Origin of the sequence: Pedobacter sp. V48 (assembly GCF_000523515.1) — a bacterium.
GTDB lineage: Bacteria > Bacteroidota > Bacteroidia > Sphingobacteriales > Sphingobacteriaceae > Pedobacter.
This window is the reverse complement of sequence record NZ_AWRU01000016.1, coordinates 25,714-51,663: the sequence shown is the minus strand read 5'-3', so window position 1 is coordinate 51,663 and position 25,950 is coordinate 25,714. Positions and strand designations below refer to the sequence as shown.

At 37.2% G+C, this 25,950-nt stretch carries 20 protein-coding genes, 2 pseudogenes and 1 riboswitch; of the genes and pseudogenes, 19 read left to right on the top strand and 3 right to left on the bottom strand.

All coding sequences use genetic code 11. The annotated features are described in order from the left end of the window. The first annotated feature begins 6 nt into the window (after positions 1-6). Positions 7-1,656 carry a GH32 C-terminal domain-containing protein gene (locus N824_RS15545; RefSeq protein ID WP_048906081.1) on the top strand — a complete coding sequence of 550 codons (1,650 nt, stop codon included), beginning with the start codon at positions 7-9 and terminating at the stop codon, positions 1,654-1,656. Positions 1,657-1,743: 87 nt separating this feature from the next. Here the strand turns inward: N824_RS15545 and N824_RS15540 are convergent, their stop codons facing one another. After that, on the bottom strand, positions 1,744-2,166 hold the full coding sequence (locus N824_RS15540; protein WP_048906080.1) for a cytochrome c: 423 nt from the start codon (positions 2,164-2,166) through the stop codon (positions 1,744-1,746). Between the two features lie 2 nt (positions 2,167-2,168). Next, positions 2,169-2,768 (bottom strand): annotated as a pseudogene (locus N824_RS35575) (SCO family protein). A gap of 165 nt (positions 2,769-2,933) precedes the next feature. Beyond that, positions 2,934-3,125, top strand: a riboswitch (cobalamin riboswitch). A gap of 217 nt (positions 3,126-3,342) precedes the next feature. Between N824_RS35575 and N824_RS15530 the strand changes: the two are divergent. The 11 genes and pseudogenes from N824_RS15530 to N824_RS15480 all read left to right on the top strand — a co-directional run bounded on the left by N824_RS15530 (position 3,343) and on the right by N824_RS15480 (position 11,531). Next, positions 3,343-4,011, top strand: a pseudogene (locus N824_RS15530) (hypothetical protein). 7 nt (positions 4,012-4,018) lie between these two features. Then, positions 4,019-5,668 carry a 5-methyltetrahydropteroyltriglutamate--homocysteine S-methyltransferase gene (metE, locus tag N824_RS15525; protein ID WP_373419289.1) on the top strand — a complete coding sequence of 550 codons (1,650 nt, stop codon included), beginning with the start codon at positions 4,019-4,021 and terminating at the stop codon, positions 5,666-5,668. 55 nt (positions 5,669-5,723) lie between these two features. Continuing rightward, entirely contained in the window at positions 5,724-6,737 is a 1,014-nt protein-coding gene (locus N824_RS15520) for a beta-ketoacyl-ACP synthase III (RefSeq protein WP_048906078.1), read from the top strand. Next, a complete protein-coding gene (locus tag N824_RS15515; RefSeq protein ID WP_048906077.1) occupies positions 6,737-7,123 on the top strand; it encodes an acyl-CoA thioesterase in 387 nt (128 codons plus the stop codon). The genes N824_RS15520 and N824_RS15515 overlap by 1 nt, the downstream gene beginning before the upstream one ends. Positions 7,124-7,332: 209 nt before the next feature. Next, positions 7,333-7,536 carry a hypothetical protein gene (locus N824_RS34315; protein WP_235207141.1) on the top strand — a complete coding sequence of 68 codons (204 nt, stop codon included), beginning with the start codon at positions 7,333-7,335 and terminating at the stop codon, positions 7,534-7,536. A 190-nt stretch (positions 7,537-7,726) separates the two neighbouring features. After that, the gene (locus N824_RS15505; RefSeq protein ID WP_048906075.1) at positions 7,727-8,173 is read left to right on the top strand and encodes a hypothetical protein; all 447 of its coding nucleotides are present in this window, start codon (positions 7,727-7,729) and stop codon (positions 8,171-8,173) included. Next, positions 8,173-8,811, top strand: coding sequence for an SCO family protein (locus N824_RS15500; RefSeq protein WP_048906074.1), 639 nt, complete (start codon positions 8,173-8,175; stop codon positions 8,809-8,811). The genes N824_RS15505 and N824_RS15500 overlap by 1 nt, the downstream gene beginning before the upstream one ends. Positions 8,812-8,988: 177 nt before the next feature. Further along, positions 8,989-9,183 carry a hypothetical protein gene (locus N824_RS15495; protein WP_048906073.1) on the top strand — a complete coding sequence of 65 codons (195 nt, stop codon included), beginning with the start codon at positions 8,989-8,991 and terminating at the stop codon, positions 9,181-9,183. 93 nt (positions 9,184-9,276) lie between these two features. Continuing rightward, positions 9,277-9,975 carry a zinc metallopeptidase gene (locus N824_RS15490; RefSeq protein WP_048906072.1) on the top strand — a complete coding sequence of 233 codons (699 nt, stop codon included), beginning with the start codon at positions 9,277-9,279 and terminating at the stop codon, positions 9,973-9,975. 40 nt (positions 9,976-10,015) lie between these two features. Then, positions 10,016-10,654, top strand: coding sequence for a DUF1080 domain-containing protein (locus N824_RS15485; RefSeq protein ID WP_048906071.1), 639 nt, complete (start codon positions 10,016-10,018; stop codon positions 10,652-10,654). A 13-nt stretch (positions 10,655-10,667) separates the two neighbouring features. Continuing rightward, on the top strand, positions 10,668-11,531 hold the full coding sequence (locus N824_RS15480; RefSeq protein ID WP_084498353.1) for an NAD(P)-dependent oxidoreductase: 864 nt from the start codon (positions 10,668-10,670) through the stop codon (positions 11,529-11,531). Here N824_RS15480 and N824_RS15475 read toward each other — a convergent pair. Further along, positions 11,528-12,526: an alpha/beta hydrolase gene (locus N824_RS15475; protein WP_048906070.1), complete on the bottom strand. Its 999-nt coding sequence runs from the start codon at positions 12,524-12,526 to the stop codon at positions 11,528-11,530. The two genes, N824_RS15480 and N824_RS15475, sit on opposite strands and share 4 nt — an antisense overlap. A 115-nt stretch (positions 12,527-12,641) precedes the next feature. Between N824_RS15475 and N824_RS15470 the strand changes: the two genes are divergently transcribed. From N824_RS15470 to N824_RS15440, 7 genes are all read left to right on the top strand, one after another. After that, a complete protein-coding gene (locus tag N824_RS15470; protein ID WP_048906069.1) occupies positions 12,642-15,572 on the top strand; it encodes a DEAD/DEAH box helicase in 2,931 nt (976 codons plus the stop codon). A gap of 7 nt (positions 15,573-15,579) precedes the next feature. Further along, positions 15,580-16,680 (top strand): DUF4185 domain-containing protein, encoded by a 1,101-nt coding sequence (locus N824_RS15465; protein ID WP_048906068.1) that lies wholly within the window; start codon positions 15,580-15,582, stop codon positions 16,678-16,680. A 54-nt stretch (positions 16,681-16,734) separates the two neighbouring features. After that, positions 16,735-17,946, top strand: coding sequence for a Pycsar system effector family protein (locus tag N824_RS15460; protein ID WP_048906067.1), 1,212 nt, complete (start codon positions 16,735-16,737; stop codon positions 17,944-17,946). Positions 17,947-17,953: 7 nt separating this feature from the next. Beyond that, positions 17,954-19,921 carry a polyphosphate kinase 1 gene (gene ppk1 / locus N824_RS15455; RefSeq protein WP_048906066.1) on the top strand — a complete coding sequence of 656 codons (1,968 nt, stop codon included), beginning with the start codon at positions 17,954-17,956 and terminating at the stop codon, positions 19,919-19,921. A gap of 13 nt (positions 19,922-19,934) precedes the next feature. Then, positions 19,935-20,804, top strand: coding sequence for an SdiA-regulated domain-containing protein (locus N824_RS15450; protein ID WP_048906065.1), 870 nt, complete (start codon positions 19,935-19,937; stop codon positions 20,802-20,804). Positions 20,805-20,953: 149 nt separating this feature from the next. Then, positions 20,954-23,323, top strand: a complete 2,370-nt coding sequence (locus tag N824_RS15445; RefSeq protein ID WP_048906064.1) for a GAF domain-containing protein — start codon at positions 20,954-20,956, stop codon at positions 23,321-23,323. 1 nt (position 23,324) lies between these two features. Beyond that, positions 23,325-25,913, top strand: a complete 2,589-nt coding sequence (locus tag N824_RS15440) for a BamA/TamA family outer membrane protein (RefSeq protein ID WP_048906063.1) — start codon at positions 23,325-23,327, stop codon at positions 25,911-25,913. Positions 25,914-25,950: the final 37 nt, after the last annotated feature.

Here is a 25,950-nt window from a genome sequence, read left to right as displayed (position 1 = left end):
TAAACGATGAAATCAATTTTAAAAGCCGTACTTACCACGGGGCTAATGTTGTGCTGCAGTATCTCAATATTTGCTGCAGATATTTCTATTAAGATAGCTAAAAAATACCTCAACTTACCGGTATCTCAACGCCAGGATAGGGGAACAATGAAGTTTGAAATAGGAGGTAAACTGGAGCGTTCATTTAAAATCAGACTGGCACCAGGTGATCCTGAATATTGGGTTTTTACGGACGTATCGGCCTTTAAAGGTAAGACCATAAAAATAAGTTATGATGGGGATGGAGCTGGACTTAGCAAAATTTATCAGGACGATAAGATTGCTGGTCAGGATTCTTTGTACCATGAGAAAAATCGCCCTCAGTTTCACTTTTCAACAAGAAGAGGATGGATTAATGACCCAAATGGACTAATATTTTATGAAGGTGAATACCATCTTTTTTATCAGCATAATCCTTATGAAAGAGAATGGGAAAATATGTCATGGGGACACGCAGTGAGTAAAGACCTTGTGCACTGGGATGAGCTTTCTGTAGCCTTACACCCGGATAATTTAGGAACCATGTTTTCAGGATCAGCTGTGATTGACTATGACAATACCGCAGGATTCAATAAAGGGAATACTCCTGCAATGGTTGCTATATATACAGCTGATAATTCAGACAGAGAGATTCAATGTGTTGCTTACAGCCTGGATAAAGGACGTACCTGGTCTAAGTATGAAAAGAATCCTGTTATAGATTCTAAAGAGAAATGGAATAGCAGAGATACCCGTGATCCTAAGGTTTTCTGGTATAAGCCAGCTAAACACTGGGTAATGGTATTAAACGAACGTGATGGACACTCGATCTACACTTCAAAAAATTTAAAAGAATGGAACTTCGAAAGCCATGTTACAGGATTTTGGGAATGTCCTGAGCTTTTTGAGTTACCTATTGATGGTAACAAGGATAAAACCAAATGGGTAATGTATGGTGCATCTGGCTCTTATATGATTGGTTCCTTTGATGGAAAAACCTTTACGCCTGAAGCAGGTAAATATTTTTATTCGACAGGGTCGATATATGCTGCCCAAACCTACACTAACATTCCGGAAAGTGATGGCAGACGCATCCAGATTGGATGGGGAAGAATCGCTCAACCTGGTATGCCTTTTAATAACATGATGTTGTTGCCTACTGAACTAAAACTCAATTCCACTAAAAATGGAGTAAGGGTATTTAGTACGCCGATAAAAGAAACCGAACAATTGTTTAACCGCACAAACCAATGGGCTGATCTAAAATCTGATGATGCCAATCAGAAGCTTAAGGAATTCTATAACGCTGATAAAATACGCATTAAAACCACCTTTAAGCTTTCGCATGCAACTAGTGCCGGGTTTAATCTATTTGGTCAGCGTATTATTGATTATGATATGAATAATAATACAATTAATGGGGTTTTCTATTCACCTAACGATATGACAAGTATGGAGTTGACAGCAGATATTTATATAGATAAGACCTCTATAGAAGTGTTTATCGATGGGGGTGCTTACTCTTATTCGATGGAAAGAAAACCGGTTACCGACAATAAAGAGGGGTTCCATTTCTGGGGAAACAATATTGATGTTAAAAACCTGGAAGTGTATTCAGCCAAGTCTATCTGGAAATAGTTTGGTACAATACTGTAATCGTGGTATAGTACACGTCGTCATCTCTACGATAGGAGAGATGACGACTGTTTTAAGACTATTTTAGAATTATTTACAATTTTTTAAATCTTCTGCTATTTGCTCTGGGGTATACATTCCTTGTTTATTACCGTATGTGTTGGTAATGTAAACAACTATTTGAGCAATGTCTATGTTGGCCAGGGTAGCAAAATCCGGCATTTTTCCATCGTATTTTTTGCCGTTTACAATAATTGGGCCTGATGCGCCATTTTTAATAAAACAAGCTATTTTTTGTTTGTTCTCCCTTAGAAAAACAGTGTCTGTAAGAGGCGGAGCCAAATCATTTAATCCTTCTCCTTTTGAGCCATGGCAGTTTTGACAATGCTTAATGTAAAGATCACGGCCGTTTGCATAGTAAATGTCTTGCTTTAATTGCTCTGAGCTCTGACAGGAATAGATCATTGTAGCAGTTGTGATCAGAAATAATGCGCTTAATATTAATTTACGCATGATTACTTCTTATCTTCTGCTAGTAAAACCGGGATATCTTTGGTAAGCTGAGCGACTTGCTCCGGGTTAGTTCCGTCATAAGCTCCACGAATGCGTTTTTGTTTGTCAATTAAGATTAGCCAGCCCTGGTGTACATATCCTTCTTTAGCAGTGCTGTCTTCAATTACTGCAACCAGATAATCCTTTTCCGCAATCTTGTAGATACTGTCTTTTGAACCATAAGCAAACTGCCATTTTGGACCGTCTACTCCTAGCTTTTGCGCATACTTCTTTAAAACTGAAGGATGGTCGTATTTAAAATCAATAGTATGCGAAAGGAACATCACATCAGGATTGTCTTTGTATTTGTCAAATATTGTTTTCATGTTGCGGTGCATGGTAGGACATATTGTGGTGCATGAAGTGAANAMAGMAMTNRSYAAWGWARNATNTKTAYMCCWRRRMKKRYYRWTSTTAATNGASRRWKMTWKYYTKNATKTWRSRRWSYAWRNGYAGGWMWTRTTKTGKNTRCMKKANNTSAAMRMKWSWKKATCYAYMWGMTTKYKKAAMWGKWKYWKCTKSYNTGSRRNNTAAWWKARGANAGYWYTTTTTGATCCTGACAAGAAGCCAGAAACACTATGCTGCCAAATAAAAATGCGGATAAGATGGGTCGGTTAAATTTCATAATAATGCTTTTAGAATGTTGCAAAGGTACACTACTCAAAAAATAATATGTAATGTGTGGGTAATAAAATGTAAGTTTGCACCTTATAAGTTCTTTACTTTAATTCTTCATCAACCGGAGAGGTTTTACTTAATTGTAGATTAATAGGGAATCGTGTGTAAATCACGAACTGTCGCGCAACTGTAAGTAACACAAAGGTTTTTACCCTTAGAATATCCACTGTTCCAGTAATGGGATGGGAAGGATGGTAAAAATGTTACAAGTCAGGAGACCTGCCTTCACCGAATTGACAATGCTTTCGCGATTTGAAGCACAAGTCAGGTATGATGTATTGACGCCCGTCATATCGACGGTAGGAGATATCTCTATGTTTATGCCGAGAGATCTCTCTCTGCGTGCGAGATGACGGCATCTTGAGTACATCTTTTCCTTTCTTAATCTTCTTTATTTCTATTGCATTGCGAAGTTCAGCAAAGGGCTTTTAACTGATTTTTTCAATTAAATGCAACAAAATGCTAACAAACAATCTAGGCTATCCGCGAATTGGTAGCAACAGAGAACTCAAAAAAGCCTGCGAGCAGTATTGGTCGGGCAAAACAACAATTCAAAACCTGGTGCAGGTTGGGAGAAACATCCGCCAGCAAAATTGGGAATTACAAAAGCACGCGGGTATTGATTTAATTCCCAGTAATGACTTTTCATTCTATGATCAGGTACTGGATCTTTCGTTAACAGTTGGAGCAATCCCTAGCCGTTATCACGAGGTAATTTTAAATAAAGGCAATTCAGAATTAGACCTTTATTTTGCAATGGCCAGAGGGTATCAGAAAGACCATCTGGATATTACCGCCATGGAAATGACTAAATGGTTTGATACCAACTATCATTATATTGTTCCTGAATTTGTAAAGGATCAGCAATTTAAACTGTTTTCTACCAAGATATTAGATGAATACAATGAGAGTAAAAGATTAGGCATTAAAACCAAACCGGTAATTATTGGTCCGGTTACCTATCTTTKRSWKKGTANAAGNMRARSAAGMTGRRWTTGWYASGWTANRACMWTWKKWWAAWSSWGMWKMSGSWGYANRYCGANWAKYTKRMRGAWAMTRKWARWGCRANATGNKKSWWTRRRWWCANKTTTSMMGANGYYTYTTCYMTCNWYWASANYYAACAGATAAAGATAAAGTGGCTTTTAAATATGTTTATGCAGAAATAAAAAAGCAATTCCCTAATCTTAAAACACTGCTTACTACCTATTTTGAAGCTTTAAAAGACAATACGGAATTAGCAACATCATTACCGGTTACTGCTCTGCACATTGATCTTGTGCGTAATCCGGAGCAATTGCAATCTGTTTTAGATGCTATTCCTTCTAATTTAGTTTTATCGGTTGGTGTTGTTGATGGAAGAAACATCTGGAAAAATGATTTTAAAGCCTCATTAGCTCTAATTGAGACTGCGCAAGCTAACGTTGGCGTTAAAAGATTGATCATAAGTCCATCTTGTTCGCTTATACACTCTCCATGTGATCTTGAACTGGAAACAAATGAATCTGTTTTGACCCCAGAAATTAAACAATGGCTATCGTTTGCTAAGCAAAAGGTAGATGAAATTGTTACGTTAAAACAATTGGTTAATGGAGAAGAGGCAGCAGCCGAAAAGCTGGCGGATAATATTAATGCGAATGAAAACCGTAAGACTTCTTCCTTAATCCATAATCAGGCGGTAAAACAAAGAGTTGCGGGTATAACTACTAAAGATGAAAATCGAGAAAATACTTTTGCTATTCGTAAAGAAGCACAACATAAAGCATTAAAACTTCCTTTGTTCCCAACAACAACTATTGGATCATTTCCGCAAACAACTGAGGTAAGAAGTTGGAGAGCTAAATATAAAAAAGGCGATTTAACTCTTGCAGAATACGATGCGTTAATCGAAAAGGAAACTGAAGAAACGATTCGTTTTCAGGAAGAATCGGGTATTGATGTTTTGGTACACGGCGAGTTTGAACGCAATGACATGGTTGAGTACTTTGGTGAGCAACTTGCGGGTTTTACTTTTACTAAAAATGGATGGGTGCAGAGTTATGGCAGCAGGTGTGTAAAACCACCAGTTATCTATGGTGATGTGCATCGCCCTAGGCCAATGACTGTTAGGTGGTCAGCCTATGCTCAATCGCTTAGTGACAAATGGGTTAAAGGAATGCTTACCGGTCCGGTAACTATTTTGCAATGGTCGTTTGTTAGAAATGATCAGCCAAGGTCAGAAACCTGTACACAGATTGCGCTTGCAATTAGAGATGAGGTGGTGGATCTTGAAAAGGCAGGGATTAAGATCATACAGATCGATGAGCCGGCTATTCGCGAAGGCTTGCCATTGCGTAAAGCTGATTGGCAACAATATCTACATTGGGCAGTTAGGGCATTCCGCATCTCAGCAAGTGGAGTTGAAGATGAAACTCAGATTCACACACATATGTGCTACTCTGAATTTAATGACATCATTCAGAACATTGCAGATATGGATGCTGATGTAATTACGATAGAATGTTCAAGATCACAGATGGAATTATTAGATGCCTTTGCTGATTTTAAATATCCTAATGAAATTGGCCCGGGTGTTTATGACATTCACTCGCCAAGGGTTCCGAGCAAAGAAGAGATGGTTTTACTACTTGAGAAGGCCAAATCTGTTATTCCGGCAGCCCAACTTTGGGTGAATCCTGACTGCGGTTTAAAGACCCGCCATTGGGATGAAACAAAAAAAGCTTTGATAGAAATGGTCGCAGCTGCAAAAGTACTGCGGGAATATGTGGAAGAAGCCGTAACTTTGTAAAAAAAAAGAGGCAGGTTTTATGCCTGCCCCTTTTTACAGAATTACATAAACATAAATGAGAATAAGGAAAAATGCGGTGATTACCGCGGTTGGGGGTTATGTTCCGGACACTATTTTAAGTAACCATGACCTTGAAAAGATGGTAGATACCAATAACGAGTGGATTGTTGCCAGGACCGGGATAAAGGAGAGAAGAATAGTAAATGATCCAAATATTGCTACATCCGACATGGCTACTTATGCCTTGAATAGATTGATGGAAGAAGGAAATGTAGATCCAGATGAAATTGATTGTGTAATTGTCTCCACTTCAACACCAGATTACGTAATGGTATCAACCGGGAGTATGGTTTGTGAAAAGGCAGGTCTAAAAAATGCATGGGGTATTGATACTAACGCAGCTTGTAGCGGTTTTTTATATGCACTAACGCTTGGTGCAAGTATGATTGAGAGTGGTCGTTGTAAAAAAGTAGTTGTTATTGGTGCTGATAAAAATAGTTCGATAATAAACTATGCCGATCGTAATACCTGCATTCTTTTTGGAGATGGTGCGGGAGCGGTTTTATTAGAGCAAACTGAAGAACCTGTAGGTTTAATGGATAGCTATTTTAGAACTGATGGTAGTGGTAAGGAAAATCTGATTGTTACTGCAGGAGGATCTAAATTCCCTGCATCTCAGCAAACACTTGATGATAAATTACATTACGTGCGTCAGGATGGCCGTGTTGTATTTAAAGCGGCAATTCAGGGTATGACAGATACTTGTAACAAGGTTTTGAAATCTAACGATCTAGAGAGTTCACAAATCAATTACCTTATCCCTCACCAGGCTAATTTAAGGATTATCCAATCTGTAGGTGATTATCTTGGATTATCTGAAGATCAGGTTAAGGTTAATATTGATAGATACGGTAACACAACTGCAGCAACTATTCCTTTATGTTTATGGGACTTTAAAGATGATTTCAAGTATGGCGACAAATTGATGTTAACCGCATTTGGTGCCGGTTTTTCATGGGGCGCAACTTATTTGAAATGGGGTAACCTAAGAAATAAACAATCAATTTAATGACATTAGAAGATAAAATTACGGCTTCGGAGACTAGAATTTTCAAAGCCGTTTTTCCAAATACAACCAATCATTACGATACATTATTTGGTGGTACTGCTATGCATATGATGGATGAGGTAGCTTTTATTACCGCTACCCGTTTTAGCAGACAAATTATGGTAACTGTAAGTAGTGACAGGATAGATTTTAAGAAACCAATTCCTGCCGGCACAATTGTGGAACTGATAGGTAGGGTAAGTCATATTGGTAATACAAGCCTTAAAGTTAGTGTAGAGATTTTTATTGAACAGATGTATTCTGAGCATAGAGAAAGAGCCGTAACCGGAGAGTTTTCGTTTGTAGCGATAGACGAGAATAAAAAACCAACCTCAATATTAAAGTAGGTAAATGAATCGTCATTTATGATGCTTACATTTGTCGCGTAATGCTATTAAAACCCATAACCATATTACTTTTGTTTAGTTTGTTCAGTGCAAACTGCTCAAATCTATTTGTGTTTATGGGTTTTGAAGTTAATCAGAAATATATTGCTGCCGAACTATGTGAAAATAGAGACAAACCTCAAATGCATTGTAATGGCAAGTGCTATTTAATGAAGAAATTAAAACAGGCACAAGACAAAGAGCAAAAGCAGGAGCGGCAGTCGCAGAAAACACAGATACAAGATGCTTTAATTGTTAAGCCTCTGGTTTTTAAGCAATATTCATTAGCGGAAATCAAATTCCATATTCCTTTTTCTACGGGAATACCGCGAAGTATTAAAAATTCTATATTCCATCCGCCACAACTAAATTAACCGATCTCTTCAAAGATTGGAGTAAATGCGCTGAACAAGCGCAATGATTCCGAGGCCTTTTCTGAGAAGGCGAATTTACAAGGAAACAGGATGTAGACAAGTTTGGCGCAGACAGGTTTGTTGCCCCTGAGTTTGGCGCAGAAATTTTGTGCGTCACTTATAAGTGATTTATATATTTTAATATTTAAAAATGAAGAAAATAATTTTTGTCGCTTTTATAGCGCTAGTTGCTGCTGCATGCACGCAGCAAAAGAATGGTACAAAAGATTATAAAGCTGTTCGTGATGAAGTAATGAAGTTTCATGATGTAGTAATGGGCGATCATAGTGCACTTGTCAATAACCAGATGAAACTTGATACTTTGTTGAAGAATCTTAGTGGGTTAAAGATTAAGTTTCCTGATGTTGATACGGCAAAAGAAAAACAAGTCATAATAGCTATGGTAAATGATTTAAGTAAGGCTGAAGATCAGATGAACGATTGGATGCACAAATTTGAGCCTGATGTAACTGGCAAATCAAATGAAGTCGCAGTTCAGTATTTTCAAGATGAGCGGAAGAAAATAGAGATTATTGATAGCTTGTATAAGCAGGAAATTAAATTGTCTGATGATTACCTGAGTAAATTTAAGAAGTAATGAGGAATTTGCGTTTTGTGGCTTTAATGATTAGCCTTTTTGCTTTAGGCTGTAAGAATGAGACTAAACGACTCCCTTTTTTACAAATGGAAATTTCCGAAAAGGTGGTTGATGGAAAAACTGTTGCTGATACGGCATTTAGAACTATTCCATCATTTAAGTTATTGAATCAGGACAGTGCTGTTGTAACTCAAAAGAATTTCGATGGAACAATTTACGTTGCCGATTTCTTTTTTACCTCTTGCCCTACAATCTGTCCTATTATGCACCGTAATCTGTTTAAGATCTACAAGAAGTACGAAGGAAACCCGGAAGTAAAACTTGCTTCCCATACCATAGATGTAAAGTATGATACACCTTCAAGAATGAAAGCATATGCTGATAAACTTGGAGTTAAGGGAACGCAATGGGAATACTTATGGGGGTCGAGGGACGAAATCTATACCCTTGCTGAACGCAATTATCTGGCCGCTGCACAAGAAGATAAAGCCGCTCCGGGTGGTTTTGTTCATGGAGGATATTTGACACTTGTAGATAAAGAGAAGCGCATAAGAGGTGTTTACGACGGCACTGATGATGCTGATGTAAAGAAGTTACTGGGAGACATGGATATCTTATTGGCAGAATATAAAAGATAGAAAATCTTCTGAGTTTATTTAATTCTGTTAGGGCTGGCTATTGCTGGCCTTAACTGAAATGGTATGATTTTTATGATAATTTTGTAGAATATATCGATAATTTTTTATCTTTATGTCATGATTATTTGCTCATTAAAATAAATATTTTTGCTTTCTCTGAACTAGCATCTAACTCTTATGGTAAACGTAGAACTAGAAAATGATTTAATTGAGTTTAAAGCTCGTCTCGAATTTAGACAAGATGAAATTTTAAGATTAGTTCATGAAATAAACTTGCTTCATATTAGTAAGGCAGTAATTGCTCTGGCGACAGCTGATTTACTTCATGAGTCGGTAGCAGAATTAGAACAGATTTTTGAAAAGCATAAATGAAATTGAAGCTGGCAAGTGCTACCAAGAACCAATTTGAATCTAAATTGTTATTTATACAAGTTTGTTTAATAACTAAATAAAAAGTTTAAAGACATGGGGTTAATGGGATATTACCTGATAGCAGGAATTATGTTTGTCGTAGGTCTTATTGTTAGCAACAGACTTAAAAGCAAATTTAAAGAATATAGTGAGATTGGACTTGCCAATGGCATGAGTGGTAGCGAGATCGCCGAAAAAATGCTTTCTGATAATGGTATTCATGATGTTCGGGTCATCTCCACACCTGGACATTTAAGCGACCATTATAATCCGGATGATAAGACGGTAAACCTGAGCCCTGATGTTTTTGAGGGCAGAAGTATATCCGCTGCGGCTGTGGCGGCACACGAATGTGGTCATGCCGTTCAACATGCTACAGCGTATAGTATGCTTACATTTAGAAGCGCTATTGTTCCCCTCGTGAATATAAGCACTCAGCTTTCTCAATGGGTAATACTTGCGGGCCTGGGTTTTTTAATAGGTCGTGCTAATCCGACTATTTTACTTGTGGGAATCGTTTTGTTTGCCATCACAACAGTCTTTACAATTATCACACTTCCTGTTGAATATGATGCAAGCAACCGTGCATTAAAATGGCTTGAAAATAATCATATTACTACACCTTACGAGTATGATAAAGCGGCTGATGCATTAAAATGGGCAGCAAGAACTTATGTTGTCGCTGCAATAAGTTCTATAGCTACCTTACTGTATTATATTTTGCTTTTTGTAAATAGTAGAGATAGAAACTAACAAAATACACCTATATTACTTAATCTAAAATTATACGGCAATGAAAAAATTCTTTGTGTTGTGTTCTCTCTCCATTTTTTTATTTTCTTGTTCCAGCGTTAAGCAACGGAAATCAGACGGCTGGATTAGTTTGTTTGATGGCAAAACTTTTAACGGATGGAAAAAAAATCAAAATCCCGAAACATTTAGTATAGAGAATGGTGCCATAAAGGTGGCCGGGCCTGTTTCTCATTTATTTTATGATGGTTCAGTAAGTAATCATAATTTTAAAAATTTTGAATTTAAAGCACAGGTAATGACTAAGCCTGGTGCAAATTCAGGAATTTATTTCCATACTGCTTTCCAGCAGGAGGGGTTCCCGGGTAAAGGCCACGAAGTTCAGGTAAACAACTCACATAGTGATTGGCGAAGAACAGGAAGCTTATATGCGGTTCAGGATGTGAAAGAAACTTATGTGAAAGACAATGAATGGTATGAAGAATATATCATGGTTAAAGATAAAAACGTTATCATAAAAATAAACGGAAAAACAGTTGTTGAATATACTGAGCCTGATAATGTTGCAAAGGAAAATGTTGGAGGTAAAGCTATTTCTGAAGGCACCTTTGCCTTACAGGGACATGATCCGGGTAGTGTGATCTTTTATAAAGATATCAAGGTTAGGCCGTTGCCAAACTAATTAAATAAAAACTATGAATAATTTGAAGATTGGCTGGGCTGGGCTTGGCAATATGGGCAGCGCTATGGCTGCAAACTTGCTGAGCGCAGGATACGAAGTACAAGTTTACAACAGGAGCAAGGATAAAGAAAAGGAATTGACAAACGCAGGGGCGCAATCGGCTAAGGATCTTCGTGAACTGGTTGATTCTTGTGATGTTGTTTTTACCATGTTATCTGATGATCATGCGGTAAAGGGAGTTTATAATGAAACCAACGGACTGCTATCTGGAGAAAACTCAGGTAAATTGTTGATTGATATGAGTACCGTTGCTCCAGAAACATCAAAATATTTATCTGCTCTTTCTGAAAAGCACAAGATGAATTTTATTGAGGCTCCGGTTTCTGGAAGTGTAAAGCCAGCCCGGGATGGAACATTGATTATTCTGGTTGGCGGTAGTGCTGAGAACTATGATAAGGCAAAACCTCTTTTTGATGTACTGGGGAAACTTTCTTTATACTTAGGTCCGGCGGGAGCAGGCAGTTCGGCAAAGCTGGCAATCAATTACCTGCTTGGTATCAATATACAAGCACTTGCTGAGACTGTTCTTTTTGCCGAACAAAATGGAATAAGCAAAGAAAATATGTTAACCATTATAAATGAAGGGGCATGCGGAAATGGAATTATCAAAATTAAAACGCCATCGGTTTTAAATAACAGTTATCCAGCAGCCTTTGCGCTTAAATATATTGTTAAAGATTTAAAGTTGGCAAAAGAAGCTGGTCTTTCTTCGCCACTATCAGTTCCGCTGTTGAATACCTTTAGTGCAGCAATGAATGAAGGAGGTCTTGGCGATCAGGATCTTATGGCCGTAATTAAATATCTGGAAAAGGCTTAACGTGTAATGCTTTGTAGGAATGTTACACTCCTTTTAAGTGCAAGTTTACCTGCACTTTTACCCAAGTTAAATTGATATTCGTGCGGCAATTTAGGACTGTAATCAGCTTTAAAGAACAGAGTGTCAACCTTTACGTTTAAGCTTTTAAGTTTCCTGGCCATAGCCAGTGATTGAGGAAGTAAAGGGTCATCATTCCCGGCTGAAATGAAAGAAGCTGGGAACTTGCTTGTAACGTAATCTATAACTGAGGCAGTTTTGAATTTTTCAGAAGCCAGAAAATCCTTTTCACCACTGTAAGACCAGAGTACTGTTTTAATAAACGTCCCGAAACTTCCATTCTGGTTAATGCTTTGTGCATCATAGGGGCCGCAATATAAAAGTAATCCAGAAAGCTGGTTTTTACCAATAGAAGGGGTTATATTCATTAAGTGGGCATACCCAGGGTCTGTAATTACATTAGCCAATTGGGCAACAATATGTGCGCCACCAGAGTCGCCTGCCAGTATAAAATTTGTTGTGTCTATGTGGAGTTTTGTCGAATTAGTCAATAAATAGGCCAGCGAGGCATTACTTTGTATAACAGGTGTTGGATATTTTTTTTCGGGAGCTATTGAATAATCAATAGAAACGGCAACAAACCCTTTTGAAGCTAATATTTTGCAGTAATTGCCTATGTGTGCTTTGTTACCCGAAATCCAACCACCCCCATGAACCCATACAATCACAGGCAAAGTTTTTGTATAGTTCTGATTGGCAGATGGGTAATAAACATCAAGCTTAGCATCTTTATCAGCTACCTTATATTGCAGGTCAATTAGTGAGGTTATTCCTGATGGTACATGTTTGCCTAATGCTTCGTTTACCCTAACAGCTTCTTTATTAAAAACATACCTGATTAAAAATGCAGAAGGCCATGGCGTAAATTTAAATGCTAAAAAGGCGCAAATTGCAATAGCTACTAAACCTAAACCAATCTTTACCAGTATTTTCTTCATATTAGGGCATTCTTGATTATAAATATAAAACTTTCACTAACAGTATCAATTCATTTAATGACCCAACACCCTTAATTTTATTGTTATCTTTAGCACATCGCTATTACATTACTGAATGACGGAAAAAGAAGGATACAACTCGGAAAATTTTGACTTCTCTACGCTGAAGCCGATTTTAAATGCCAAGCAAAGTGTTAAGCTTCCTGTATCTGAAACAAAGGGCAATACTAAAATGATATTGATATTTAGTCAGCATCGTTTTTACAGACATCTGGTAGTAGAACTTGCAGAAGCTGAAATCACTTTAAACGGCAAACCTAAAAACCCACTTACTTTTATTGACCCGACTGACATGATCTGGAAAACAGAAAGTCAGGAGGAACTGAAGTTTTATACCGGCATTTCAAAGTTTAGAAACAACTATGATGCAGGTAAATCAGAATCTGATCTGGAAGGGCTTAAAGCACTGGCTAAAAATCCACTGGGATTGGATGTATACCTTCATGACGATAAAGTTTCAACGAATATTACCGCATCATCTATTATACCGGGGCAGCTAAAGGTTTTAAAGGTTGATCTTACTTTAACTGTAGATGAAAAAGGGGATTTTTTTGAGGTTTCGGCCAAGCTAATGCTAGAAAATAAGCCTTTCTCTTTGGATATGCTTAAAGTAAAATATCATTATTTTATTCAATTAAGCAATACACTTTATCTGATAAATAATCAATACTTCCTGAGCGTGCTGGCATTTTTTAAACAACATAATGATATTATAGTAGTACACCGATCAGAATTTGAATTGTTTCAGGAAAACATACTTTCTAAACTAGAGGATAAGGTTAAGATCAGTTATTCTTATTTAAAAACAGCTACCAAAAAGCAAATAGAAGAAAAGGGATTCGATCTTGATAATGAACAGATCATCTATTTGTCCGAATCAGAAGATTTTGTATTGATTACACCTGTTATCAGGTATGGCAGTCTGGAAATTCCGATACTTTCTAAAAAGCAAATTAGAGCTAAAGACAAAAGAGGAAACATATTTACATTAAATAGAGATGAGGATACAGAGTTCCAGTTTATATCTAATATCTCAAGAGAGCATCCGTTCTTTTATGAACAGGTACAGGAATTGCCCGAGCAAGCACATGCAGACTGCTTTTACCTCCATAAAAAGAGATTTATAGAAGACAACTGGTTCTTGAATGCTTTTGAGGCATGGCGAAACAAGGGGATAACAATTCTTGGTTTTAATGAACTAAAGAACAGTAACTTAAATCCATATAAAGCGGATATTTCCATTAACGTGATCAGTGGCATAGATTGGTTTGAAACCTCCGTAAAAGTTAAATTTGATAAGCAGGCGGTCTCATTAAAACACCTGCACCGCTCCATCCGTAACAAAAGTAAATTTGTTCAATTGGATGATGGGACGCTAGGGATATTGCCTGACGAATGGATTGAAAAGTTTACGGGCTACTTTAGTGCAGGAGAGGTAGTGGAAGAAACTATTCGTACCTCAAAAATTAATTATGCTTCGGTTGGCGAGTTGTATGAACTGGAGCATCTAGATGAAGTTGTTAAAGATGAAATGAAACTTTATCGCTCTAAATTGTCTGATTTTGAGTCTATTAAAGAAGTGAATGTTCCTTCAGGACTTAATGCCACACTCCGTGAGTATCAGAGAGAAGGCTTAAACTGGTTGAATTTTTTAGATGGTTTTAATTTCGGAGCTTGTTTGGCAGACGATATGGGATTGGGTAAAACTATCCAGGTACTCGCATTCATCCTTTCACAGAGGGAGAAAGGCCATCACAATACCAACTTAGTTGTAGTTCCAGCCTCACTTATTTTTAACTGGCAACAGGAAGTAGAAAAGTTTGCCCCGTCCATAAAAATACGGATCGTATATGGTTCAGACCGAGCCAAAGTAGTTCATGATTTTGATAATTTTGAGATCATTTTAACTTCGTACGGAACGTTATTGGCTGACATCAGGTTCCTTAAAGAATATAGGTTTAACTATATTTTTCTTGATGAATCACAAACAATCAAGAATCCCGAATCGCAACGTTATAAAGCCGTTCGCTTGTTGAGATCGAGAAACAAAGTTGTGCTTACAGGAACGCCGATAGAGAACAATACCTTTGATTTATATGGCCAGTTGTCCTTTGCCTGCCCTGGCTTGCTTGGCACAAAACAGCAGTTTAAGAGACTTTATTCAGTGCCGATAGATCAATTTAAAAATAACAGAAGTGCTCTTGAGTTACAAAAAAAGATTAATCCATTTATACTTAGGCGCACAAAAGAGCAGGTAGCCAAGGAACTGCCAGATAAAACCGAAATGGTAATATACTGTGAAATGGGAGCAGAGCAGCGTGATATTTACGAAGCCAATAAGGAAGAAATTCGCGACTATCTGATAGGTAAATCAGAAGATGAGCTTGCCAAGAGTAGTATGCATGTTTTACAGGGAATTACCAAACTAAGACAGATATGTAATTCACCGGCAATTCTAAAAGAAGGTAAGCATGAAAATACTTCTTCTAAACTGGAAGTGCTAATTGAACAGATAGAAAATAAGTCTCCTCATCATAAGATCCTTGTGTTTTCTCAGTTTGTAACGATGCTTGATCTGGTAAAGCAAGAGCTTATCGATAGAAATATTGGTTTTGAATATTTGACAGGTCAAACCAGAAACAGATCCGCCGTGGTTGGCTCTTTTCAGGATAACCCAAATATTCGTGTTTTTCTAATTAGTCTGAAGGCAGGGGGGACAGGCTTGAATCTAACTCAGGCCGATTATGTTTATCTGATCGATCCTTGGTGGAACCCGGCAGTTGAAAATCAGGCGATAGATAGGAGTTATCGCATCGGACAACAAAAAAATGTTGTGGCAGTAAGGTTAATTTGTCCTGATACAATTGAAGAAAAGATTATGAAGATGCAGGATAGCAAGAAAGATCTGGCTACAGATTTGATAAAAACAGAAGAGTCGATATTTAAGACACTGACAAAAAAAGATTTATTGGGATTATTAGGTTAATAGATATATGTTAAAAAATAAGTACATCAGAAACGGAATACTTGCGCTATCTGGAATTTTACTTTTCGGATCATTTTACGCGTTTATAGCAGCAAAAAGAGATATTATTCCATTTAATTTGGAGCGTTTGGCGCGCGTAACCGGCAAATCCATTTCGGGAGAAACGTTACCAAATCCGAATAAAACAAATGAGCTTTACGATGTAGGAGGTACAGATTTAGGTATAGCCTGGAAAATGGGAAACGGAAAAGTAGGGTTCTTTTTTGGTGATACTTATGGTAATGATTTTATAGTGGTAAAAGAAGGTGGACCAGGCAAAGCTGGCAACTGGCGGTCCAACGTATTGGGATTATCGACTGATAAAAACCTGGAAGATGGGCTTACCTTTGATGATATGGTAGCCCATCAGATTGTTCCAAGTCCGCATATTACAGATGGTACAGGCAGTCATACAACTATTCCAACTGCTGCAATACACGCTGCCGGCACAGATTATGTTCATTATATGGATGTCAGGAAATGGGGTAGTATTGGAAGCTGGACTACAAATTATTCTGGCTTATACAAATCTGCTAATAATGGCAAGAATTGGATTAAATGCAATGAGATACGCTTTGGAGCATTAAGTAATTTTGCACAGGTTACATACGCTAAAAAAGACGGCTTTGTGTATATGATAGGTACGGTTCCGGGTCGATGGGGATCAGCTCACCTTGCCCGTTTCAAGGAAAGCGATATATTAAAGCAGGCCACTTACGAATACTGGAGCAACACAAAGGGCTGGGTTAAAAATGATGAGATGAGTGCTGATGTGATAATTGATGCACCTTTAGGCGAACTTTCGCTGACATATAATAAAAAGTTTAAGCGATGGATAATCACCTATTTAAATGAAAAGAAAGCCGAAATTGTATTGAGAGATGCTGAAAACATTACAGGACCCTGGAGCTCCGAGAAAACATTGGTAAAAGCAACAGAGTATCCGGGATTGTATGGCGCATTTATGCATCCTGCAAATGAGAATAGTGATGAATTTTATTTTCTGATGTCTATGTGGAAACCTTATAATGTTTTTCTGATGAAGGCCAAACTAAAATTTGCAGATTAGATATACTTACACCATATTTATACAATTAATAAAGTACCTACTAACTACTGAAAAATGCAATACCGGGAATTATTAGATCTGCTTAGAGCGCATGTTGCAAGTTTGTTTCAGTCCCACGAAGACGAACGATTCATTTATCATAATTTACATCATACGGAGCAGGTTGTAGAAAACGTAGTTAGAATTGCTAACCACTACCAGCTATCCGACCAGGATTTCTTTATTGTTGTTGCCGCAAGTTGGTTTCACGACATGGGATATTTTTTTGATTGCACCCAGCATGAAATCAAAGGGGCAGGTTTAGCCAATGATTTTCTATCTGATAAAGATGTTTCTCCAGAAATAATTGATCAGGTGAAGGGTTGTATTATGGCTACCAAAATGCCTCAAAACCCTGGAGGACTACTACAGCAGATTGTTTGTGATGCAGATCTTTTTCATCTGGGAAGCGATAGGTTTAAAGAACGCAATAGGTTAATGCGTAAAGAAGCCGAAGCATTTGTTAAGCATAAAATTGATAAGACTAACTGGCGAATTAAAACAATAGCGTTATTTAAAGCGCACCATTACCATACGGAATTCTGCCAGCAACTGCTAAATGCTAAAAAGGCAGAAAATCTTGCAGAACTGGAAAATAAACTCATAAAAGAACAAAACGTGGAAATAACGGAAGTTTCTAAAATGGAAGACTCTAAAGAAAAAGAAACAAAAGGAGATAAAAAGAATAAAAGTGATAAACCAGGACGTGGTATTGAAACTATGTTCAGGATTACCTCTACAAACCATCAGCGCTTAAGCGATATGGCCGATAATAAGGCTCATATAATGATCTCTACCAATTCAATTATCCTTTCGGTTATTTTAAGTGTGCTGTTGCGTAAACTTGAAGATAACCCTCATTTGATTATTCCAACACTACTTTTGCTGATCATTTGCGTGGTTACTATGGTGTTTTCTATACTTGCCACCAGACCCTCAATTCCGACGGGTGTATTTACACCAGACGACATTAAGGAAAAACGGGTGAACCTGCTGTTTTTTGGTAATTTCTACCGGATGAGTTTGCCGGATTATGAAAGCGGAATGATTAAAATGATGGATGATCGTGATTTCTTATACGGTAGTCTGATAAAAGACGTGTACGCCCAGGGTGTGGTTTTAGGTCGTAAATACAGGTTGTTAAGAATTGCTTACAATGTTTTTATGTTTGGTATTGTAGCAGCCGTATTAGCCTTTATTATCGCATCTGCCCTGGTAACAATGTAATAGCTTTATGGGGGAATCGGTTTTTTTTAACAGAGATCTAAGCTGGCTTGGGTTTAATGAAAGGGTGCTTCTGGAAGCAGCAAAGGATACCGTTCCAATTCTAGAAAGAATTAAGTTTCTCTCTATTTATTCTTCTAATCTGGATGAATTTTATCGGGTAAGGATGCCGGTGTTGATGGCTGTTGATGAGTACCGACAAAATATAGATGGTCAGGGAAACTATGAGCTCGCCAAAACAGAAATTAACAGGCAGCAAAGGAAATTTGGAGCAATCGTTGCAGACCAAATACTGCCGCAACTGACCAGTCACGATATACATTGGATTTATAACAAACCTATCCCTTCACAAATAGCAGATCAAATTGTAAACCTATTCTTTAACGAAGTACTGGCTTACATTTATACAATTTGTATTGATAGGGACCTTACCGATTTTTTTGCCGAAAATAATAAGCTCTATCAGTTGATTGTTCTGAAAGATGCACTTGGTGCTGAACGATTGGAGCTGATTAATGTCCCATCAGAAAGTTTACAACGCCTGTATGCTTTAGAAAATGATGGACATAAATACGTTGTTTTTTTGGAAGACATCATTAAACATAACTTGTCATACCTCTTTCCAAATGATACAATAGCGGGAGTATACAATCTTAAAATTACCCGTGACGCAGAACTAAAGATTGGTAATACCACAGAAGAAGATATTACAACTGTCTTGGAACGTCAGCTGGAAACCCGTGATTTCGGTTTTGCAACGCGCTTTCTAATAGAACCCGGAATTCCTTTAAGAAGTTTATATCGCTTAATATATGCTTTAAAGCTAGGTAATGCATCGGTTGTTGAAGGAGGAGGGTACCACAATTTAAAAGACCTGAATAGTTTTCCACTGAATGGAGCAGAGTTCAGCTATCCAAAATGGCCTTCAGTATCTTCTGTTCTTATCCCGGAAAAAGATACATTGTTTAATCTGATCTTAAAAGAAGATCTACTTGTAAATGTCCCATATCAGAGTTACGACCCAATACTTAGGTTTTTTAATGAGGCCGCAAACGATGTTTTTGTTCAGGAAATCTACACCACACTTTACCGGGTGGCAAACAATTCCAGAATTGTAAGTGCATTGATGACCGCTGCAAAAAATGGCAAAAAGGTTGTAGCACTTGTTGAGCTAAAAGCCAGATTTGATGAAGCTAATAACATCAAATGGGCTAAACAAATGAAAGCCGCAGGCGTAAAGATTGTTTACAGTAGTATTGATTTAAAAGTGCATGCAAAAGTTGCTCTTGTAAAGCGGGTTATAAGTGGGAAAGAAGAGTTTGTAGGTTTGCTCGCTACCGGGAACTTAAATGAATCAACGGCAAGGTTTTATACAGATCAAATTCTGCTTACTTCCCATCAATCAATGCTTAAAGAGCTCGAATCCTTGTTCGGGTTTTTGAGTAAAAATAAAAAGGCACCCGGACCAGAAGATCAAATAGATTTTAGGCATTTGTTGGTAGCTCAATTTAATTTACAGCCAAAATTCCTTAGCCTTATACAAAGAGAAATAGAAAATGCAAAAGCGGGGTTAGCCAATGGAATTACGATAAAATTAAATAATCTCGAAGAGAAGATCTTGATCTCTAAACTTTATGAAGCATCACAGGCGGGAGTGAAAGTGCAACTTATTGTAAGAGGAATCTGTTGTTTAATACCCGGACAAGCCGGATTAAGTGAAAACATTACGGTAACCAGAATTGTAGACCGCTACCTTGAACATGGTCGAATATTCATTTTTGAGAATAATGGGAATAAGGACATATATATGGGATCTGCAGATTGGATGAACCGTAATATTTATAGCCGAATTGAAGTATGTTTCCCAATATATGATGCTAAGTTGAAGGAAACTATAATGAAAATAGTTAACTTACAGTTACATGATAACGCTCAGGAATCTATTTATAAATTTCTAAAAGATACTGATACAATATAAATCCCGATTATTTATGAAACGAATCTACTCTAAGTGTTTATGTATTGTTATTTTATTAGCTCTTTTTGGAACATATGCATGTAAAAGCCCCCTAGGGAAATATACAAGCCCAAAGGGTTATGATTTAACTAAACCTGATAAATTCAATATGCCATCGAGTTTGCTTGAAATATCAGGTATTGCCTTTCACGACAGTAATAGCGATACTATCTATAGCATTCAGGATGAAGAAGGTAAATTGTTCAGACAAAAATGGGATGTAAAGGAACAAAAGAATATGAAATTTGGCTCCAGAGGAGATTATGAAGATGTCAGCATATTTCATGATAGAGTCTTTGTCCTTAAAAGCAGTGGCGCCCTTTACTCTTTTCCTTTCTCTGAGGCAATTAAAGAAAAATCTGACCTTGTAAAAGAGACAAAACACCTGGTGCCAAAAGCGGAGTATGAAAGCTTATACGCCGATGCTGCTACCAGTAAGTTATATATCTTGTGTAAAAACTGCCCGGAGGATAAAAAAGCGAAAAAAGCAACAGGGTATATATTAGATTATCAACCAGCTCAGGATACATTAATTGCTTCAGGTAGTTTTAAGATTGATTTAAAACAACTTAAGGCTGTTTATCCTAAATTTAAAAACGATTTGCGGGCTTCAGCAATGGCTAAAAACCCTAAAACAAATGAATGGTATATTATTTCATCGGTAAGTAAGCTACTGGTTATTACTGATGATAAGTGGAAAGTAAAAGCTGCCCACCATTTAAGCTCGTCAATATTTAATCAGCCCGAAGGAATTGCATTTGATAAAGATCTTAATCTCTATATCTCTAATGAAGGAGATGAATTAACAGATGGCAATATTATAAAATTCAAGTATACTCCTTAAGAGGTAAACAGAATCAGATTAAATAATTACCTAGGTTTTACCTATTATGCAAATACAGGTGCTACCTTTGACAAGTTATTTTTATTTATATTAAAGAATTTATTTCAGCGCTTTAATGTTGTTATTAAGGTTCTGTAACGAATAGATCAATGCAATCAATAACATTAAATCTAAATCAAACAATAAAGGAACCAGGAAAACATCCGATAGGTGCGGATATTAAATTGTCCTTAAATCCGTTTATTGAATATATTCAAAAAAGAGCGAACAAGGAAAAAACAGCTAAGATTAACTTTTACAGATATATCCTTGAGCAATTTAATCATTACCCCGAGCTCAGGAGCCCGATACCTCCAGAGAACGCTAAAAATTATGCTGCGCTTTTTGAATTAATTTATACCTCATTATCGCCCATTATTAATGACGAAAGCCAACAATTCTGGGCAATAGGTACACCCATTTCTCCATGTTTTCATTATGGTACTGATGCATTTTATAGTGTATTCATGGAACCATCAATGTGCAGTTTAAAGTCAGACCTAAGTTTGCCATCCAAAAAGGAAATGGATAAAAATCTTCTGGCTACTTTTTATAATCTTATTCTGGAGAAATTTTACAACTTCTCTTTAAGCAATAACAAATTCACCATTAAGTCTATTATAGACCCTAAAACTCATTTACTGAAATATTATCGCTTAAATGTGGATACCAGGTTTTTGGATATCAGGGCAAAAACAAAACTACCTGAATATAATTTAAAGGACGTTAAGGATTATATTAAAGATGAGCGGAACTCATTAAAGATATTAACAAAACTAATACCACCTGATATCTTTAGTATTGAGGGGATATCCATTGTAACCTTAACTGATGTTACAGATGAGTATGCTCTTGAAACAGTCAAAAATCTAGTTATTGAACATAATGAATCTCAAAACGGACAACATAGCAGGGATATAGCTACTGCGTTGAAAACCCTTGTAGGATCTGATGAAGTAAACTTTGGGATGCTGCCTTATCTTAAATTAAACAAAAAACTGTTGATCAATGATCAATCAGGTTTTCAAAGTAAGGTAGTTCAATTGGCAAAAGAAAAGGGTATGGATGATACTGAATATTCCAGCCTTATTGAAGACTATCTTGACCATCCAAGAACATTAATTTTTCCAGATATAGCAGACGAAGAACCTGAAGTTTATCCTATGCTTAGTCTGTTAGATGAAGTAGGCATTAAGTCTTATGCCTTGTTTCCGTTGTTTTATAATGGAAAACTTGTTGGGGCTCTTGAGTTATATACAAAAGATTCTACCAAATTTAACGGCAATACCCTCACAAAAATAGAGGCAGCATTTCCTTTATTGGCACAGCTATTCCATAACATAATTATAGATTTTAATAATGAAATTCAGGATGTAATAACAGATAAGTTTACTGCCTTGCAGCCTTCGGTTCAGTGGCGCTTCCACGAAGCAGCGCTTAATTACATACAATCGGGTGCGAGAGACAGAAATCTGCCTATTGAGCCTATTTTCTTTAGAAATGTATATCCCTTTTATGGAGCAGTAGATATCAGAAATTCAAGTATACAGCGTAACGCAGCAATTAGGAGAGATCTGTACGTTCATTTCGAAATTCTTGAAGAAACACTTAATGCTGTGAGGAATACGGTTTCGGCTTGTAAGGAAAGCGATATACCTCATGAAGCAGCAATTTGGAAATATAAAGATCTTGATGAGCTTTCAGATCGGGAAATCTTAAAAACAGAAGATTACTTACAAAGACAGATACCGACCTCATTAAATCATCTGCGAGATACACACCCAGAAATAAAAAGCATAATCGATAGATATTTTATGCTTACAAGTGTTAACGGAAAGGTATTTGAAAACAGAGAACGCTACGAAAAAAGTATGCAAATGATAAATGTTGCGGTAACACGTCACCTTGATGAATTTAATACCGAAATTCAGAATATTTATCCAAGCTATTTTGAGAAGTTTAGAACAGATGGCGTTGAATTTGATATTTATCTGGGACAATCTATTGCCCCTAAAATTCCCATGTCTGAAGATTTACTTGGTACATTCCGATTGAAACAGTTGAGGGTACTGGCTGAAATTGCTCAAACAACAAGTAATTTAGGTCCATATTTTTCTTTACCTCTTGAAACAACACAACTTATTTTCGTTTACGATAAGCCTATTGATGTGAGTTTTAGGATTGATGAACAAAGGTTTGATGTAGAGGGTAGTTACAATATTCGCTATCAGATGGTTAAAAAACGAATTGATAAAGCTCATATCAAAGACACATCTGAGCGGTTAACACAGCCGGGTAAAATATCAATTGTGTATTTTAACAGTTCAGAAGCCAGAGAATACCTTGGCTATATTAAAAAGCTGCAGAATGTGGGTTTACTGAACAATGATCTCGAATATTTAGAAATAGAAGAATTACAAGGTGTAGAGGGATTAAAGGCGCTGAGGATAGGAGTAACCTTAAAAAGAATAATTAACTAATATGCGCCCTCTAAAGAAGCTCTTAAGTGCTGTTTTTATTACTTTGTCTATCCCTGCGATAGGGCAGACTCAGAAACCGGCAGATTCCATTACGGTTGCTATCGCACCCGAGTATAACAGCGTAAGCGGCTTTCATCGGTTTTGGCTAGGCGAAAGTTATCGCAAAATATGGGCAACTCCTGTAAAAGTCCGCATTATAGATCTTCAGAAAGAAAAAGGAGGGCTAAAGATCGTTAAACTTGGAGGGGGTATGCAAACCCGGTCCTTAAGGTTAGTAGATCCAACTGGCAGAGAATATGCGCTAAGAACAATACAAAAGTATCCGGAACAGGGTTTGCCTGAAAGTTTAAGGCCAACTATAGCTAAAGATATTGCTCAGGACCAGGTTTCAACTAATCACCCTTTTGCGGCTTTAATTGTTCCTCCTTTGGCAGAAGCACTTGAGCTTGCCCACTCTAAACCAGAGATCGTATATGTAGCCGATGATCCGGGGCTAGGAGAGTACAGAGAAAAATTTGCAAACGCCGCTTACTTATTGGAGCCAAGGTCGCCTTTTGAAGAAGAAACAGATAACACAGCTAAAGTACAGCGAAAAATACAGGAAGACAACGACCATACATCAGACCAGAAGCTAACACTTAGGGCCAGGTTACTTGATTTTGTTTTGGGAGATTGGGACAGACATGAAGATAACTGGCGTTGGCTAGCTCAGAAGGAAAAGGGAGAAACTACTTATATTCCTGTTCCCAGAGACAGAGATAAGGTATTCTACAAAACTTCAGGGGTATTTCCATGGATTCTTAACCATCAGTGGCTGAAATCTCATTTGCAGCCTTATAGTGATAATATCAGAGATGTAAATCATTGGAACTTTAATGAGCGATACTTTGACCGGTATTTTTTAAATGAGCTTAACGAACAGGACTGGAAGGATGCAGTTAAATTTGTACAAGGAGAACTAACTACTGAACTTATTAATACCTCTTTCAGGCAAATGCCAGATACAATATTTAAGCTTAGTGGTAATCAGTTAATTGGTCACTTTATTTCAAGAAGAGATAAACTGGATACGCTTGCTTTACAGTACTATAAATTTTTATCCATAAATGTTGATGTACCGACCTCGGATAAAAAAGAGTTTTTTGATGTTAATTATGCTGATAACGGAAATGTAGAAGTTACGGTATATAATATCAATAAGGAGGGTAAGAATGGAAGACTGGTATATAAAAGAACATTTGATCCTAATGTAACCAAAGAGGTTAGACTGTTTGGAATGGCAGGTGAAGATGTGTTTTCTGTAAGGGGAAAAGAGAACACTGAGATAAAAGTACGGATGATAGGAGGAAGCGATGCAGATAAGTTCCAGATTGCACAAGATGTTTCAAACAAGCCATTCATTTATGATCGTACTGATGAATCAAATGAATTGCCAAATAAAACAAAGGCAAAGATGCGTCTTGCAAATGATACCCTGGTAAACAAGTTTGATAATAATGCGTTCTTATACGATAGATCAGGACCGCTTTTTAATTTTAATTATAACATTGATCAGGGCGTACAGATTGGTTTAGGTTACATCATAGAAAAACAGGGCTTTAGAAAAGAACCCTATGCTTCAAAACATGAGTTCTGGGCCAATTACTCTACTGGTAGGAAATCATTTATTCTGGACTACCTTGGTGATTTTAAGAAAGCAGTAGGTAATAACGATCTTGTGGTGCATGCAAATCTGCTTGGGCCTAACAACTTGAGTAACTTCTTTGGAATTGGAAACAATACACAATATCTCGATTTAGATAACGATGATGATGAGGAATCAGACAGAGAGGATGGAATTTCCTATTACAGAAATCGTTACGACTATTTAAATGTGGATGTAAGGCTGAGTAGAAAGCTCACCAAATACCTGAAAATTGAAGGCGGAGTATTGGGATCATTTTATACAAGTACGGAATCTGGAAACGAAGAACGTTTCTTTAATGATTATAATGCCGCTCATCCAGAAGAAGAAATATTTTCGGATAAGTACTATGCCGGTTTTGTAGCGGGATGGACTTACGATAGCCGTGATAATATTGCAAATCCTAAAAAAGGGTTGTATTGGAAAACATCTTTAACCGCTCAGCAACGGGTTGATAAAACCAACGATCGTTATGGGGCGGTAACCACAGAATTCCGGTTTTACATTAATCCTGGGAAATCAGGTTTAGTATTTGCAAATAGAATAGGAGCAGGAACTGTTGTGGGCGATCCGGCTTTCTTCCAGCATATGCAAATAGGCGGTGTTAATAGTTTGAGAGGGTTTAACAGCAAAAGATTTACAGGAACAACTATGGCTTACCATAACCTTGATATGAGGTTAAAACTCTTTAATTTCACTTCCTACCTGGTTCCCGGAACCGTTGGGATGATTGGTTTTAACGATGTAGGGAGGGTATGGGAAAAGGGAGAGTCATCTGCAAGATGGCATCATGGCTATGGCGGCGGCTTGTATGTGCTCCCTGGCGAAGTACTTTTGATACAGGCAACACTGGGATTCTCAAGAGAAGCAACTATGCCTTATTTTTCAATTGGATTTAACTTTTAGCATAAAGTAAATGAAAAAGTCGTCATCTCTTATATCG

Coding starts and splice junctions, on each gene's coding strand:
- N824_RS15545 (WP_048906081.1), top strand. CDS start 7: ATGAAATCAATTTTAAAAGCCGTACTTACCACGGGGCTAATGTTGTGC.
- N824_RS15540 (WP_048906080.1), bottom strand. CDS start 2,166: ATGCGTAAATTAATATTAAGCGCATTATTTCTGATCACAACTGCTACA.
- N824_RS15520 (WP_048906078.1), top strand. CDS start 5,724: ATGAGAATAAGGAAAAATGCGGTGATTACCGCGGTTGGGGGTTATGTT.
- N824_RS15515 (WP_048906077.1), top strand. CDS start 6,737: ATGACATTAGAAGATAAAATTACGGCTTCGGAGACTAGAATTTTCAAA.
- N824_RS34315 (WP_235207141.1), top strand. CDS start 7,333: ATGAAGAAATTAAAACAGGCACAAGACAAAGAGCAAAAGCAGGAGCGG.
- N824_RS15505 (WP_048906075.1), top strand. CDS start 7,727: ATGAAGAAAATAATTTTTGTCGCTTTTATAGCGCTAGTTGCTGCTGCA.
- N824_RS15500 (WP_048906074.1), top strand. CDS start 8,173: ATGAGGAATTTGCGTTTTGTGGCTTTAATGATTAGCCTTTTTGCTTTA.
- N824_RS15495 (WP_048906073.1), top strand. CDS start 8,989: ATGGTAAACGTAGAACTAGAAAATGATTTAATTGAGTTTAAAGCTCGT.
- N824_RS15490 (WP_048906072.1), top strand. CDS start 9,277: ATGGGGTTAATGGGATATTACCTGATAGCAGGAATTATGTTTGTCGTA.
- N824_RS15485 (WP_048906071.1), top strand. CDS start 10,016: ATGAAAAAATTCTTTGTGTTGTGTTCTCTCTCCATTTTTTTATTTTCT.
- N824_RS15480 (WP_084498353.1), top strand. CDS start 10,668: ATGAATAATTTGAAGATTGGCTGGGCTGGGCTTGGCAATATGGGCAGC.
- N824_RS15475 (WP_048906070.1), bottom strand. CDS start 12,526: ATGAAGAAAATACTGGTAAAGATTGGTTTAGGTTTAGTAGCTATTGCA.
- N824_RS15470 (WP_048906069.1), top strand. CDS start 12,642: ATGACGGAAAAAGAAGGATACAACTCGGAAAATTTTGACTTCTCTACG.
- N824_RS15465 (WP_048906068.1), top strand. CDS start 15,580: ATGTTAAAAAATAAGTACATCAGAAACGGAATACTTGCGCTATCTGGA.
- N824_RS15460 (WP_048906067.1), top strand. CDS start 16,735: ATGCAATACCGGGAATTATTAGATCTGCTTAGAGCGCATGTTGCAAGT.
- ppk1 (WP_048906066.1), top strand. CDS start 17,954: ATGGGGGAATCGGTTTTTTTTAACAGAGATCTAAGCTGGCTTGGGTTT.
- N824_RS15450 (WP_048906065.1), top strand. CDS start 19,935: ATGAAACGAATCTACTCTAAGTGTTTATGTATTGTTATTTTATTAGCT.
- N824_RS15445 (WP_048906064.1), top strand. CDS start 20,954: ATGCAATCAATAACATTAAATCTAAATCAAACAATAAAGGAACCAGGA.
- N824_RS15440 (WP_048906063.1), top strand. CDS start 23,325: ATGCGCCCTCTAAAGAAGCTCTTAAGTGCTGTTTTTATTACTTTGTCT.